The organism is Candidatus Kosakonia sp. 282A-S69 (assembly GCF_029433855.1).
Taxonomy (GTDB): Bacteria; Pseudomonadota; Gammaproteobacteria; order Enterobacterales; family Enterobacteriaceae; genus Kosakonia; species Kosakonia cowanii_A.
The window spans coordinates 1,008,015-1,022,138 of record NZ_JAROAU010000001.1 but is presented as its reverse complement, the minus strand read 5'-3'; the positions used below and the strand labels follow the sequence as shown (position 1 = coordinate 1,022,138).

General features: G+C 59.0%; 12 protein-coding genes. 3 read left to right on the top strand and 9 right to left on the bottom strand.

Annotation, left to right across the window (positions count from 1 at the left end; genetic code table 11):
• Nucleotides 1-113: 113 nt before the first annotated feature.
• Nucleotides 114-1,130, bottom strand: a complete 1,017-nt coding sequence (mtnA, locus tag PU683_RS04475; RefSeq protein ID WP_277170332.1) for an S-methyl-5-thioribose-1-phosphate isomerase — start codon at nt 1,128-1,130, stop codon at nt 114-116.
• Nucleotides 1,131-1,232: 102 nt separating this feature from the next.
• Between mtnA and mtnK the strand changes: the two genes are divergently transcribed.
• Nucleotides 1,233-2,432: an S-methyl-5-thioribose kinase gene (mtnK, locus tag PU683_RS04470; protein ID WP_277170331.1), complete on the top strand. Its 1,200-nt coding sequence runs from the start codon at nt 1,233-1,235 to the stop codon at nt 2,430-2,432.
• Between the two features lie 32 nt (nt 2,433-2,464).
• Here the strand turns inward: mtnK and PU683_RS04465 are convergent, their stop codons facing one another.
• From PU683_RS04465 to PU683_RS04450, 4 genes are all read right to left on the bottom strand, one after another.
• Nucleotides 2,465-3,709: an LVIVD repeat-containing protein gene (locus PU683_RS04465; RefSeq protein ID WP_277170330.1), complete on the bottom strand. Its 1,245-nt coding sequence runs from the start codon at nt 3,707-3,709 to the stop codon at nt 2,465-2,467.
• 82 nt (nt 3,710-3,791) lie between these two features.
• Nucleotides 3,792-4,856 carry a sugar ABC transporter substrate-binding protein gene (locus PU683_RS04460; RefSeq protein ID WP_277170329.1) on the bottom strand — a complete coding sequence of 355 codons (1,065 nt, stop codon included), beginning with the start codon at nt 4,854-4,856 and terminating at the stop codon, nt 3,792-3,794.
• 19 nt (nt 4,857-4,875) lie between these two features.
• On the bottom strand, nt 4,876-5,871 hold the full coding sequence (locus PU683_RS04455; RefSeq protein WP_277170327.1) for an ABC transporter permease: 996 nt from the start codon (nt 5,869-5,871) through the stop codon (nt 4,876-4,878).
• A complete protein-coding gene (locus PU683_RS04450) occupies nt 5,864-7,369 on the bottom strand; it encodes a sugar ABC transporter ATP-binding protein (protein ID WP_277170326.1) in 1,506 nt (501 codons plus the stop codon). The genes PU683_RS04455 and PU683_RS04450 overlap by 8 nt, the downstream gene beginning before the upstream one ends.
• A gap of 162 nt (nt 7,370-7,531) precedes the next feature.
• Between PU683_RS04450 and PU683_RS04445 the strand changes: the two genes are divergently transcribed.
• Nucleotides 7,532-8,620, top strand: coding sequence for an oxidoreductase (locus tag PU683_RS04445; protein ID WP_277170324.1), 1,089 nt, complete (start codon nt 7,532-7,534; stop codon nt 8,618-8,620).
• A 188-nt stretch (nt 8,621-8,808) separates the two neighbouring features.
• Here the strand turns inward: PU683_RS04445 and fic are convergent, their stop codons facing one another.
• On the bottom strand, nt 8,809-9,885 hold the full coding sequence (gene fic / locus PU683_RS04440) for a protein adenylyltransferase Fic (RefSeq protein ID WP_277170323.1): 1,077 nt from the start codon (nt 9,883-9,885) through the stop codon (nt 8,809-8,811).
• 275 nt (nt 9,886-10,160) lie between these two features.
• Nucleotides 10,161-10,754, bottom strand: coding sequence for a TetR/AcrR family transcriptional regulator (locus PU683_RS04435; RefSeq protein WP_277170322.1), 594 nt, complete (start codon nt 10,752-10,754; stop codon nt 10,161-10,163).
• A 107-nt stretch (nt 10,755-10,861) separates the two neighbouring features.
• Between PU683_RS04435 and PU683_RS04430 the strand changes: the two genes are divergently transcribed.
• On the top strand, nt 10,862-11,605 hold the full coding sequence (locus PU683_RS04430; RefSeq protein WP_277170320.1) for a 3-oxoacyl-ACP reductase family protein: 744 nt from the start codon (nt 10,862-10,864) through the stop codon (nt 11,603-11,605).
• A 43-nt stretch (nt 11,606-11,648) separates the two neighbouring features.
• Here PU683_RS04430 and PU683_RS04425 read toward each other — a convergent pair whose 3' ends face one another.
• Both PU683_RS04425 and cstA read right to left on the bottom strand, forming a co-directional pair.
• Nucleotides 11,649-11,846: a YbdD/YjiX family protein gene (locus PU683_RS04425; protein ID WP_000460621.1), complete on the bottom strand. Its 198-nt coding sequence runs from the start codon at nt 11,844-11,846 to the stop codon at nt 11,649-11,651.
• A 14-nt stretch (nt 11,847-11,860) separates the two neighbouring features.
• A complete protein-coding gene (gene cstA / locus PU683_RS04420) occupies nt 11,861-13,966 on the bottom strand; it encodes a pyruvate/proton symporter CstA (RefSeq protein WP_277170319.1) in 2,106 nt (701 codons plus the stop codon).
• Nucleotides 13,967-14,124: the final 158 nt, after the last annotated feature.

The window sequence follows — 14,124 nt, the reverse complement described above, 5'->3', positions numbered from 1 at the left end:
TTCAGCGGCTCCCCGCCCGTAGGCCGGATAAGGCTTGGCCGCCATCCGGCAATGGGGTTTCAGCGGCCCCCCGCCCGTAGGCCGGATAAGCGCCAGCGCCATCCGGCAACGTTTTATGCACTACGCGGAAAAAGATCCGCGGCCTGCGTTACCACGCCGCTATCGAGCACCCACCCGCTGATAAGCGCGGCGGGCGTAACATCAAACGCCGGGTTATAGACCTGCGCATCTTCCGGAGCCCACTGCACCGCGCCAAAACTCCCCGCCACGCCGGTCACCTCCGCGGCGGCACGCTGCTCAATCGGGATCGCCTCCCCGTTCGGGCAGTGGGGATCGAGGGTGGTTTGCGGCGCGGCGACATAAAACGGCACGTTGTGGAATTTCGCCAGCACCGCCAGCGAGTAGGTGCCGATCTTGTTCGCCACATCACCATTCGCCGCAATCCTGTCCGCGCCGACCCACACCGCATCCACCTCCCCTTTCGCCATCAGGCTGGCGGCCATCGAATCGGTAATCAGCTGATAGGGCACGCCGAGTTCGCCCAGCTCCCAGGCGGTAAGCCGACCGCCCTGTAACAGCGGGCGTGTCTCATCCACCCACACATTGAGGATATTGCCCTGCCGGTGGGCGTGCGCAATCACGCCGAGCGCCGTCCCGACGCCCGCCGTTGCCAGCCCGCCGGTGTTGCAGTGGGTCAGGATACGGCTGCCGGGTGTAACCCGCGCTGCCCCCGCGCGGGCGATGTTGTCGCAGAGCTGTTTATCCTCTTCCACCAGCCGCAGCGCTTCTGCCATCAGCGCATCGGCGTACCTCTCCTGCACCAGCGCCTGCTTCATGCGGTCGAGATTGTTCATCAGATTCACCGCCGTCGGGCGCGCCGCGCGCAGGGTCTCCAGCGCCTGCGCCAGCTGTTCACGACTCTCACCGTGCGCGGCCAGCAGCGCCAGCAGCAGGCTGGCAGAGAGGCCGATCAGCGGTGCACCGCGCACGCGCAGCGCGTGAATATGGCCGACAAGCGCCTCTACCGAATCGGCAGCGAGCCAGCGTTTCTCCTGCGGTAACGCCTGTTGGTCGAGAATAAATAAACGATTTTCGGCGATGCGCAGGCTGGTGGTCTGTAATGACGGCATATCGTTAAATCCCTGTTGCGTTATTGTGGCGTATTGTGTCAGGATGCAAAGCGGATGTATAGACGTCTAAATGGCTTAAATCGCAAAAAGAGGATCGAGGCAATGTCGCAATACCGTACCTTTTCCGCCCGTGATGCCGTGGCGTATGCACAACAATTTGGCGGTCTTCGCGATCCCGGCGAACTGGTTGACGCGCAGGAAGTGGGCGACGGTAACCTCAATCTGGTATTCAAAATTTTCGACCGCAGCGGCACCAGCCGCGTCATCGTTAAACAGGCGCTGCCCTATGTGCGCTGCGTTGGTGAATCCTGGCCGCTGACGCTCGATCGCGCGCGCCTCGAAGCGCAAACGCTGGTCGAACACTATCAGCACTGCCCGCAGCACACCGTCAATATTCTCCATTTCGACCCGGAGCTGGCGGTGATGGTGATGGAAGATCTCTCCGATCACCACATCTGGCGCGGCGAACTCATTCGCAACATCTATTATCCGCAGGCGGCGTCGCAGTTAGGTGAATACCTGGCGCAGACGCTGTTTCATACCAGCGATTTTTACCTCAACCCACAGGTGAAAAAAGCGCAGGTGGCGAAATTTCTTAACCCGGCGATGTGTGAGATCACCGAAGATCTCTTCTTCAACGATCCCTACCAGATCCACGAGCGCAATAACTACCCGGCCGAGCTGGAAACGGATGTCGCCGCCCTGCGCGATGACGCGCAGCTGAAACTGGCCGTCGCGTCGCTGAAGCACCGATTCTTCTCCCATGCTGAAGCGTTGCTGCATGGCGATATTCACAGCGGCTCGATCTTTGTCGCCGACGGCAGCCTGAAAGCCATTGACGCCGAGTTCGGCTATTTCGGCCCGATTGGCTTTGATATCGGCACCGCCATCGGCAACCTGCTGCTCAACTACTGCGGCCTGCCGGGCCACCTCGGTATTCGCGATGCGGCGGCGGCACGCGAACAGCGGCTGATCGATATTCAGACCCTGTGGACGACGTTTGCCGAGCGCTTCCAGGCGCTGGCCACAGAGAAAACGCAGGATGCGGCGCTGGCGCAGCCGGGCTACGCCTCGGCGTTCCTGAAAAAAGTGTGGATCGATGCGATCGGTTTTTGCGGCACTGAGCTTATTCGCCGCACTGTCGGCCTGTCGCACGTGGCGGATATCGACACCATTAAAGATGATGAGATGCGCCACGCCTGCCTGCGCCATGCCATTTCACTTGGCAAAGCGCTGATTGTGATTGCCGATCGCATTGATAGCGTCGATGAGTTAATTGCCCGCGTGCGGCAATACTCATAAGCCAGATAACGAAGCGCCCTCCGGCGCTTCGCTTACCCCAGATACTCAATAATCGATAACCCGCCGTTGTAGTCGGTGCTGTAGATGATCCCCTGCGCATCAACAAACAGATCGCAGGACTGGATCACCCGCGGTCGACCGGGGCGGGTATCCATCATTTTCTCTGGCGCAGCAGGCACCAGCGCACCGGTTTCAACCGGGCGATAGGGGTCAGAGATATCGTAGGCGCGTACGCCAGCGTTCTGGTAGGTGGCGAAAATCAGCGTTGAGCTGATAAAGCTGCCGGGGCGGTTCTCATGCAGGTTGTGCGGCCCGAAGTGCGCCCCTTTCGCCACATAATCGATCTCATCCGGCTGGGGGAAGGTGGCGATGCTGACCGGGTTGGAGGGCTCGCGAATATCGAACAGCCAGATCAGCTTCTCGCCATCCTCCTGATTGTCCAGCACCGCTTCATCCAGCACCACCAGCAGATCGCGATCCGGCAGCGGCAGCGCGGTATGGGTGCCGCCGCCAAACGGTGGGCTCCAGTTCCGGTGGCTGATAAGCGTCGGCTGGGTGCGATCCTTCACATCCAGCAGCGTCAGGCCGCCGTCGCGCCAGCTGCCGTAAGCGGTATCACCGGCAATAATCGCGTGGTGCAGCGCATAACGTTTGCCCTCTTCCCAGCCCGGCGTTTCACCTGCGGCCTGGTTCATGCCCGGCAGCCACCAGCGCCCGGCTACCTCAGGTTTGCGCGGGTCGTTAAGATCGATAGTCAGGAAGATGTAATCGGTAAAACCGTCGATCAATGCAGAGACATAGGCCCAGCGCCCACCCACGTACCAGATACGGTGAATGCCAATACCATCAAGCGACAGGAAGCTGATTTCACGCGGCTTATCCGGCGTGGAGATATCGAAAATACGCAGCCCGGCGCTCCAGCCCCTCTCCTGCACATCGCTTACCGTTTCGCCGACCGGGCGGGTGTAGTAGACCTTTTCATCGGCAAAGCGGGCGTCGGCAAAGAGATCGCGGGCGTTGATCACCAGCAGCAGATCGTCGTGAGCTTGTAGGTGCACATTCCAGGTGCCGGGCGGCGCGGCGATAAAGCCCGCGGGTTTCGGCTTCTTCGGATCGCGAATATCCACAATAGAGAAGCCTTGCGACACCATATGCCCGATATAGGCAAAGCCGCGGTGCACCATGAGCTGTACGCCGTCCGGGCGCCCACCCTGATCGCTGTGGCCAATAAGCCGCATATTGCGGCTGTAGTCCGGGCGTGGAAGTTCAGTTGCCATGATTTATCCTTATTAAAGGTCGGCGCACTGCCGGATGGCGGCGTTGCCTTATCCGGCCGACAAAACCGGCTCGTTTTGCAAACTACTTGCTCTTCGCTTCCAGCGTCGCAAACCACGGCGCGATAAAGTCCTGCGTCTGGCCCCAGCCGGGAATGATTTTGCCAAGCGTCGCCACATTCACCGCGCCAGGCTGGCTGGCGAGCAGCGCCTGCGGAATGGCGGCGGCTTTAAAATCGTAGGTCGCAGGCGTCGGTTCTCCGGCAATTTTATTGGCAATCAGGCGCACATTGGTGGCACCAATCAGTTTCGGGTCCACCGCCACGCTCACTTTCCACGGGCTGCCCGCTTCGCGCATCAGTTGCAGATCCTGGTTCGAGACATCAATGCTATAGAGCTTGATCTCAGTGCGGCCATTCTCTTTCAGCGCCTTATAGGCCCCCTGGCTGAAGGCATCCCAGGTGCCCCAGATGGCATCAATCTGCCCTTTCGGGTATTTCGCCAGCACTGCGCCCACTTTGTTGGCGGTGTCGCCCTGCACATCGGATGAAACGGCACCGATCGACTCCAGCTCTTTGATGCCAGGGTTGGCTTTCAGCAGTTCGGCATAGGCCGCCTGGCGGCGCTCCATCGGCGGGAAACCGGCGACCCACAGCTTGATAATGTTGGCTTTGCCGTTGAAATCTTTCACCAGTTCGCCGAAAGAGAGTTTGGTCAGCGAGGCGTCATCCTGCTGCGTCACGGTAACGCCCGGGATCTCACCCTGAACGGCGGTATCAAACACCGCCACTTTGATGCCGGCGGCAACCGCTTTTTTGATCAGATCCGTCGAGTAGGGATCGCGCCCCTGCGAAAGAATAATGCCGTCGTACTTCTGGCTGATCGCCTGGTTAACGAAGTCCTGGAATTTGGCGTCGTCGCCATTGCTTAAAAAGGTACTGATCTTAAAGCCGAGCTTTTTACCCTGCTGCAAGGCACCGGCGACAAACTGGGTGGTGTTGTCATCAGAGCCGAGGTTGCGGATCAGCGCAATACGCACCGGGCCGTTATGGTTAGCAATCGCCTCCGGAACTGGCGCAGGCGTGGCGGCATGGCCCGGCAGCGCGTTCAGCCATCCCAGCGCCAGCAGTGAAAGTGCCATTTTTTTCATCTCTGTTTTCCCCTGAAAGTTAACGACGCTGGAAGTAAGTCAACGCAAGGGCACCGGCCAGCACCAGCCCCTTAATAATGTCCATGGCGTAATAGGGCACCGACAGCATCACCAGCCCGTTAGAGAGCACGCCGAGGATCGCCGCCCCGACCAGCGTGCCGAGCGCGTTCGGTTTGCCCGAGCCCGCCAGCGAGAAGCCGATCCACGCCGCAGCGACCGCATCCATCAAATACCCGCCGCCGGCGTTCACCTGCGAGGAGCCAATCCGCGAGGCGAGCAGAATCCCGCCAAGCCCGGCCAGCAGTGAGGCAATCACATATGCCGCCACTTTGTAGCGCGTGGTGCGAATGCCGGAGAGGCGCGCCGCTTCCGGGTTCCCGCCGATGGCGTACATCCGGCGGCCATGGGTGGTCAGCGACAGGCCAAGCTGCGCAACGACGGTAACCACCAGCATAATGATGACGATAGTCGGCACCTGGCCGAGCAGCGAAAACGCCGCCGGAATGGTGCCTTCCGCCATATCGCCGCTCGGCAGCACCATGTTTTCAGTAATCGACCCGCCGTAGCTGTAGGTCATCGCCACGCCCTGAATGACAAACAGGCTACCGAGCGTCGCCAGCATGTCGGGAATACGCAGCACCACAATCAGAAAAGCGTTAAACAGGCCGACCAGCGTACAGAGCGCCAGCGTTACGAGGATCGCCTCCGTCGTGCCAAAGCCGTGCCAGACAAAGAGCGAGATCACCAGTGCGTTGGCCAGCGATGCGGTGGAGCCGACTGAGAGATCAAACCCGCCGATGGTCAGTGAGATCGAGACGCCGACGGCAATCACCGTGACGATGGCGATCGATCGCAGGATATTGATGATGTTATTGGGATCGAGGAAGTTGTCCGAGGCGATGCCAAAAATGGCGACCAGCGCCACTACGGTAAGCAACATGCCCCACTTATAAAGGAAATCGAAAAATTGCTGCCGCGGGGATGCCGCCGCACTGACTGAAAGGGCCTTACTCACGGGCCGTTCCTCCGGTGGAATAGTAAAGGAGTGTCTCTTCGCGGGCATCCTCGCCCTGCACTTCTGCCACAATGCGCCCATCCCACAGCACACAAATCCGGTCGCATAAACCCACCAGCTCGGCGAATTCACCCGACGCGTAAATCACGCCTTTGCCCTCCCGCGCCAGCCCATCGATCAGCTGAAAGAGGTCAGTTTTCGCCTTTACATCAACGCCTTTGGTCGGTTCGTCAAAAATGACCACATTTGCCCGGCCGCGCAGCCACTTGCCAATCGCCACCTTCTGCTGATTGCCGCCGGAGAGACGGCGCAGCACCTGACCGGGCCCACTGGCGCGCACGCCGACGCGGGCAATCACCTCTTGCGCCCAGCGCCACGCCTGGTGATGGGCAAAGATCCCCCAGCGCGAAAAGGTGCGATCGGCGCTGACGGCGAGGTTCATGCTGACCGGCTCATCAATAAAGATCCCCTCTTTGCGCCGCTCTTCCGGCACCAGCGCCATGCCGCGCGTCACCGAATCGGCCGGATCGCGCGGACGCCACGGCTGATGGTTCAGCTCCCCGCGCGTAATACGGCTTTTGCTCGCCCCGAAGAGGGCTTTGCACAGCTCGGTTTTGCCCGCGCCCGCCAGGCCGGCAATGCCAAGAATTTCGCCTTTACGCAGCCGCAGTGAGATATCTTTCAGCAGCCCTTCATCGTGCAGGCCATCAATGCTGAGCAGCAGTTCATCGCTGTGCGGTGGGCGCGCGGGCGGGTAGATATCGCTCAATTCATGGCCGAGCATCTTCTCGACAATCTCTTCGCCGCTGAGCGCCGTCATCGGCCCGGACTCGACCAGCCTGCCGTCGCGCAGCACCGTCAGGGTGTCGCAAATCGCTTTCACTTCATGAATGCGATGAGAGATAAACACCACGCCAATCCCCTGCTGTTGCAGGCGTCTGACCACCGCGAAGAGGCGCTCGCTCTCATGCTGATCGAGCGGCGCGGTTGGCTCATCGAGGATCAAAAAGCGGCAGTGATGGGAGAGCGCCCGCGCCAGCAAAATGTGCTGTTTTTCCGCCAGCGTGCAGCTGTCGATGGCGCGGGTGACATCAAACGCGACATTGAGCTGCGCCAGCGCTTCGCGCGCCTGGCGGCGGATCTCGCCCCAGCGAAAACGGTGTCCGCCCTCTGCCAGCTTATCCAGCATGATGTTCTCGGCGATGCTCAGCCCCGGCACCAGCGCAACGTCCACCTCCTGCTGCACCAGGTGAATGCCGAGTTGCCTGGCATCGCGCGGGGAGCGGATCGACACCACCTGATGGTTAATGGCGATCTCCCCTTCGTAATGGTCATAGGTGCCGCACAACACCGCCATCAGAGTCGATTTGCCTGCGCCATTTGCGCCGGTTAAAGCATGGACTGAACCGCCCCGCAAGGTGAGATCGACATTCGACAGGGCGTTGAAGCCGCCGAAGGCGAGGCGCATGCCACGCATTTCGAGGAGGTTGCTTCCCATAGCGCGTGAATACCTGCGATTAATAGATTGATTTAGCGAATTTTTCACAGCCTCGCTTGACTGGCAACGACAGAAAAGGCATAAGTTAAAGCGAAATGATATTAGCCATCCGGATGTCCAGACATAACATCGGGTTAGCGATCACACACAAGGACACCTCATATGAGCAGCACCGATATCCGCGTTGTACCCGGCCCCGCCAACTACTACTCCCACCCCGGCAGCCTGGCGCGGCTGGAGGATTTTTTCTCCGCTGAGCAGCTTTCTCGCGCGGTGTGGATCTACGGCGAGCGCGCCTTTGCCGCCGCAGAACCCTATCTGCCACAAGCATTTCATGCGCCCGGCGCCACGCATCTGCTGTTTAAAGGCCATTGTAGCGAGAGTGATGTGGCGGAACTGGCGCAGCAGGCGGGGAGGGATCGCAGCGTGGTGATCGGTGTGGGTGGCGGCGCACTGCTGGATACGGCAAAAGCGGTGGCGCGCCGTCTCGGCTTGCCGGTAGTGGCGATTCCAACCATCGCCGCTACCTGTGCGGCGTGGACGCCGCTTTCGGTCTGGTATAACGACGCCGGTCAGGCGCTCCATTTTGAGATCTTTGATGACGCTAACTTTCTGGTGCTGGTTGAGCCGCAGATTATCCTTAATGCCCCGGCGGAGTACCTGCTGGCGGGCATCGGCGATACGCTGGCGAAGTGGTATGAAGCGGTTGTGCTGGCACCGCAGCCGGAGAAGTTGCCGCTAACGGTGCGCCTTGGCATCAACGGCGCGCTGGCGATCCGCGATGTCTTGCTGGAGAGCAGCGAAGCGGCGCTGGCCGATCGGCAGCGCGGGGAAGTGACGCAGGCATTTCGCGATGTGGTGGATGCGATTATTGCTGGTGGCGGCATGGTCGGTGGGCTTGGCGAGCGCTATACCCGCGTGGCGGCGGCACATGCGGTGCATAACGGGCTGACGGTGCTGCCGCAAACGGAGAAGTTTCTGCACGGCACGAAAGTGGCTTACGGCATTCTGGTGCAGAGCGCCCTGCTCGGCCAGGAGGAGGTGCTGGCGCAGCTTATTGCTGCCTATCAGCGTTTCAACCTGCCGACCACACTTGCGGAGCTGGAGGTGGATATTCATAACCGTGCCGAGCTGGATAAGGTGATCGCCCACACTCTGCGACCGGTGGAATCAATTCATGCCCTGCCAGTGGCCGTTACCGCCGAAACGCTCTATGCGGCGTTTGAGAAGGTGGAGGCCTTCGCGCGGTAAATCGCAAAAGGCATCAATCCCGCAGGCCGGATAAGCGTGTACGCGCCATCCGGCATTATCACCGATTGCCGGATGGCGGCTGCGCCTTATCCGGCCTACGGTAACGAAACCGCTGAAACGGCGTAGGCCGGATAAGCGGCACGCGCCATCCGGCAGGAGAACATCGTGAGAGAGCTGACTCGCGGCAATTAGTTGCTTAACTCCTGCAGCAGTTGGGTATTGAGGTAAAGCTTTTCGCGACCCACGCTCATCTCCTCCAGCACCCCTATTTCTGCCAATTGCTTAAGGTAGAGCGATGCAGTCTGGCGCTTAGCCACTTGCCCTTTTACAAGGTTATCTATCCGACAGTAGGGCTGTGCAAAAAGTATTTGAATCAACTCATGGCTGTAGATTTTTGGCAGTCGTGCACGCACAAATTGTGTCGTATCCACCATCAATTCCCGAATGATGGCGATTTTTTTCTTGGTCCAGCGCGCCGTGTTTTCTATCGCTTCCAGCATAAATAAGATCCACGCCTCCCAACGACCCTCGGCTGTTACCTCACGCAGGAGCGTGTAATAGTGATCGCGCCTTTCCAGGATAAACCGGGAGAGGTAAAGGATGGGCAGCGAAAGCAATTCACTCTGGATCAGATACAAAATATTCAGGATTCGGCCTGTTCTGCCGTTTCCGTCCGAAAAGGGGTGAATACATTCAAATTGATAGTGTGAAATCGCCATTTTTATCAGCGGATCCAGGTCATCATCTGCATGGACGAAACGTTCCCAGTTCGCCAGCAGATCGCGAATAGCCGCTTCGCCTACCGGAGGGGTGTAAACCACGTTACTGTTCTGATCGCGCAATACCGTTCCCGGAGTCTTACGAATATCCGTTTGTACGCCGCGCAGCGTGGTGCAGATAGTTATTGCTGTGTTAGTAGATAACGGGTAACTGCTCAGGTAAGTAAAGCCATCGTGCAACGCAGTTCGATAACGTAACGCCTCTTTTGTTGCGGGATCGGCATTCTCGGCCTGACCAGCGTACTGGAAGAGCTGATCGCTGGTGGTCACGATATTTTCGATGCGCGAGGAGTCTTTTGCTTCCAGGAGAGGAAGGAGGTTAATCAGTAGACCTTGATCGGGAATTAACTCCCCTGCCGTGTTCAACTCTGCCAGAGCGGCACGTGCAGTTATGCAGGCCTTAAGTACCTTGCGGGTTTCAATCTCCTCCACGTTGGGCGGCAGCATCGGTAGCGCGTTATAGGGTATGGTCGGATCCCAGCTCATATGTTTACAAAATCCATTTTTATCGACATATACTGATAATATATCGATGCAATCGACCTGTCACGATAACATGTCTAATAAATGTGTTTTTATCGACGTATTTAACATTTTTGGCAGCATATGTCCTTTCGCTTTATTGGGAAATGGAGACGGGATCACATGCCGGATGGCGGCTGCGCCTTATCAGGCCTACAGAACCTCGTCCACCACGGCAACATGCCCCACTCATTGTCGGATGGCGTGTAACCGCTTATCCGGCCTATAAAAACCGGTCATTACTTTGTCGGCCACAGCCCCATCGCCATGCGGGCGATGCCGAGCAGGGTTTCGCGGCTGGCGCCGTCGCGCGCCTGGATCGACATCCCTTGCTGGATGCTGGTGTAAAGCCGGGTCAGCGCATCAATATCGGTATCAGCGGGCAGTTCGCCCTGCGCTTGTGCCTGCGCCAGACGCGCCTTCAGCAACGCCATGCCGCCGTGGCGCATAGCCTGTACGCGCTGGCCGAGCCGATCGTTACCTTCGCTGGCGACAGCCGAGAGCGTCACCATGCAGCCATGGGGCAGATCGCAGCGCGTCAGGCTCTCTGCGGAGCGTTCAAGCCAGCCAGCCACCGCGCGCCTGGGCGATGGCTCCTGCTCCATGTCGCCCCAAATCAGCGGTGCAACACACTGCTCATAGTGCTGTAACACCTCATTGTAGAGATCCTCTTTACTGCCGAACGCCGCGTAGAGGCTCGGTGATTTAATCCCCATCGCTTCATAGAGATCGCTCATTGAGGTGGCGGTATACCCCTTGCGCCAGAAGATCAACATCGCCTTGTTCAGCGCTTCTGTACGATCAAACTCGCGCGGTCTTCCCCGGCTCATCATCAGCTCCTCACATTTTGTGCTGATCGGTATATTAATAATATTGACGAATAGATGGAAGCCTGATTATTTTAATTATGTATCAATCGACACATAATTCAGGAGTCACCATGTCCTATTCACTGTCAGGTAAACGCGCGCTGGTCACCGGCGCAAGCCGGGGTCTCGGCAAAGCCATCGCTTTAACGCTGGCGCGCGCCGGGGCGGATGTCGCCATCACTTATGAAAAATCGACCCAGAAAGCCGAAGCGGTTGCCGAAGAGATCCGAGCGCTCGGGCGCAACGGTGTCGCCATCCAGGCTGATAGCGCCGATCCGCAGGCGGCGCAGGCCTCCGTCACCCAGGCGGTGGCGCAACTGGGCGGGCTGGATATTCTGGTCAATAACGCCGGGATTGCGCGCGGCGGGCCGCTGGAGTCGATGTCGCAGGCGGATATCGATGCGCTGATTAACGTCAATATTCGCGGCGTGGTCTATGCCACCCAGGCGGCGCTGGCGCACCTGCCGGATGGCGCGCGCATCATTAACATCGGCAGTAACCTCTCCGACCAGGTGCCGTTTAAAGGCGTCACTGTCTATTCGATGACTAAATCAGCCCTCAACTCCCTGACGCGCGGACTGGCACGGGATCTGGGCGCGCGCGGCATTACGGTGAATATGGTGAAACCCGGTTCAACGGACAGCGATATGAACCCGGCAGATGGCGCGCAGGCAGAGGAGCAGCGCAGCTTTACGGCGTTAGGCCATTACGGTGAGCCGCAGGATATTGCCGAAGCAGTGGCATTCCTCGCCAGCCCGGCGGCGAAGCACATTACCGGCGCAGATATCGTGGTGGATGGCGGGACCAACGCCTGACGGCAGACAAAAAGAGGGCGGCAGATGTGCCGCCTTCTTATCGTTAACAGCAGCGTGCGCCGCCTTTGCCGCCGTAGCGCGCATCCTGGCGCTCGCGGAAGAACTCCTCGTAGGTCATCGGCGTCTGGTCCGGGTGGGTGACGCGCATATGCTCAACGTAGTTGTCATAATCCGGCACGCCAATCATCATCTTTGCCGCCTGGCCTAAGTATTTGCCCGCTTTTGAGAGCGTATCGAACATATCTGCTCCTTTGCTTAATGCGCATTTTTGGCGCGCGCGACAACCCGATCAACATCGTCCGGCATCGCTTCGTACGGCGTCTCTTGCGCCGTCGGCTGTTCCGCTTTCAGCGCCGCCAGCGCGGTCTTCAGCGAGTAGAACGCCAGTACCACCACCACAACCATAAAGAAGAGGGTTAACCCGGCATCAAGACGGTTGTTAAACACCAGCTGCGCCAGCTGTGACTGGGTATACTGCGCCGGAATGTTGCCGCTGTCGATCATCGCCTGGAACTTATTGGCAATCGCCAGGAAGCCCACTTTGTTATCCGGGCTGAAGGTTTTCTGCCAGCCGGCGGTGAGCGTACAGACCAGCAGCCAGGCTGTCGGCACTAACGCCACCCACGCATAGCGCTGGCGCTTCATCTTAAACAGCACCACCGCGCAGAGCATCAGCGCCATGCCTGCCAGCATCTGGTTGGCGATACCAAACAGCGGCCACAGCGTATTGATGCCGCCCAACGGATCGACCACCCCCTGATGCAGGAAGTAGCCCCAGGCCAGCACGCAGAGTGCGGTGGCAAGCAGGTTGGCGGGCAGTGATTCGGTGCGTTTCAGCGTCGGTGAGATCACCCCAAGCAGATCCTGCAACATAAAGCGCGCCGCACGGGTACCGGCATCCACCGCCGTCAGAATAAACAGCGCCTCAAACAGAATCGCAAAGTGATACCAGAAGGAGACATCCATCAGGCCGCCGAGCGCGCCGTGCAGAATATAAGCCATGCCGACCGCCAGCGTCGGTGCCCCGCCCGCCCGCGAGATAATCGACTGCTCCCCCACTTCATCGGCAATCTGCCGCAGCGCATCCGGCGTAATGGTAAAGCCCCAGTTGCTTACCACCTGCGCCGCCGAGGCCACCACGTCCGTCGTGCCTGCCGGAGCCAGCACCGCCATCGGGCTGTTCATCGCAAAGTAGACGCCCGGGTCGATAATACAGGCCGAGACCAGCGCCATGATCGCTACAAACGACTCCATCAACATGCCGCCGTAGCCGATAAAGCAGGCCTGCCCTTCGCTGGCGAGCATCTTCGGCGTGGTGCCGGAGGAGATGAGCGCATGGAAGCCGGAGACCGCGCCGCAGGCGATGGTGATAAAGAGGAATGGGAAGAGATTGCCGGTCCACACCGGGCCGGTGCCGTCAACAAATTTGGTCAGCGCGGGCATCGTCAGCGTCGGGCGCATAATCAGAATGCCAATCGCCAGGCCAATAATGGTGCCGATTTTCAGGAAAGTGGAGAGGTAGTCGCGCGGCGCCAGCAGCAGCCACACCGGCAGCACCGAGGCGACAAAACCGTAGCCGACCAGCATCCAGGTGAGCTGTACGCCGGTGAAGTCAAACCACGGTGCCCAGGTCGGGCTTTCAGCTACCCAGCCGCCGGAGATAATAGCGAACACCAGCAGCACCAGGCCAATCACCGACACTTCGCCGATGCGCCCGGGGCGCAGGTAACGAATGTAGATGCCCATAAATACCGCCAGCGGAATGGTAAACGCCACGGTATAAGTGCCCCACGGGCTGTGGGTGAGTGCTTTGACGACAATCATCGCCAGCACCGCGAGGATAATCACCATGATCATAAAGGTCGCCACCAGCGCGATCACGCCGACCGTCGGCCCCATCTCTGCCTTCACCATCTCGCCAAGGGAGCGCCCATCGCGGCGGGTGGAGATAAAGAGCACCATAAAATCCTGCACCGCACCCGCCAGCACGACGCCGGCAAGGATCCAGATCATGCCTGGCAGATACCCCATCTGCGCCGCCAGCACCGGGCCGACCAGCGGGCCTGCGCCAGCAATCGCCGCAAAATGGTGACCGAACAGCACTTTTTTATCTGTCGGGACATAGTCAAGGCCATCGTTGTAGCGCACCGCCGGGGTCATGCGCGTCGGGTCAACCTGCAGCACATTTTTGGCTATATAGAGGCCATAAAAACGGTAAGCGATGAGGTAAATACAGACGGCTGCGACCACGATCCAGAGTGCGTTGATCGGTTCGCCGCGATTCAGAGCGATATAGCCGAGGGCAAACGCGCCAATAAGCGAGAGCGCGCCCCAAACAAGGTATTTCCCTGGGTTGTTCATAGCGGTTATCCGTTTGAGAGACAGAGAGATGTTACATTTTGTTTCTATATCAACTCAAAGAACTTAACAACTTTGAAACACAGGAAAGGCGGCCTGCCGCACGGCATTTCGCTGATTGTGTTAACGGGATCGCAAGAATGCCCTCCTGAGCGGGAGGG

Excerpts from the sequence above, each read along its gene's own strand:
- cstA (WP_277170319.1), bottom strand. The coding sequence starts at position 13,966 with ATGAACAACCCAGGGAAATACCTTGTTTGGGGCGCGCTCTCGCTTATT.
- PU683_RS04430 (WP_277170320.1), top strand. The coding sequence starts at position 10,862 with ATGTCCTATTCACTGTCAGGTAAACGCGCGCTGGTCACCGGCGCAAGC.
- PU683_RS04450 (WP_277170326.1), bottom strand. The coding sequence starts at position 7,369 with ATGGGAAGCAACCTCCTCGAAATGCGTGGCATGCGCCTCGCCTTCGGC.
- PU683_RS04465 (WP_277170330.1), bottom strand. The coding sequence starts at position 3,709 with ATGGCAACTGAACTTCCACGCCCGGACTACAGCCGCAATATGCGGCTT.
- PU683_RS04460 (WP_277170329.1), bottom strand. The coding sequence starts at position 4,856 with ATGAAAAAAATGGCACTTTCACTGCTGGCGCTGGGATGGCTGAACGCG.
- PU683_RS04425 (WP_000460621.1), bottom strand. The coding sequence starts at position 11,846 with ATGTTCGATACGCTCTCAAAAGCGGGCAAATACTTAGGCCAGGCGGCA.
- PU683_RS04435 (WP_277170322.1), bottom strand. The coding sequence starts at position 10,754 with ATGATGAGCCGGGGAAGACCGCGCGAGTTTGATCGTACAGAAGCGCTG.
- fic (WP_277170323.1), bottom strand. The coding sequence starts at position 9,885 with ATGAGCTGGGATCCGACCATACCCTATAACGCGCTACCGATGCTGCCG.
- mtnK (WP_277170331.1), top strand. The coding sequence starts at position 1,233 with ATGTCGCAATACCGTACCTTTTCCGCCCGTGATGCCGTGGCGTATGCA.
- mtnA (WP_277170332.1), bottom strand. The coding sequence starts at position 1,130 with ATGCCGTCATTACAGACCACCAGCCTGCGCATCGCCGAAAATCGTTTA.
- PU683_RS04445 (WP_277170324.1), top strand. The coding sequence starts at position 7,532 with ATGAGCAGCACCGATATCCGCGTTGTACCCGGCCCCGCCAACTACTAC.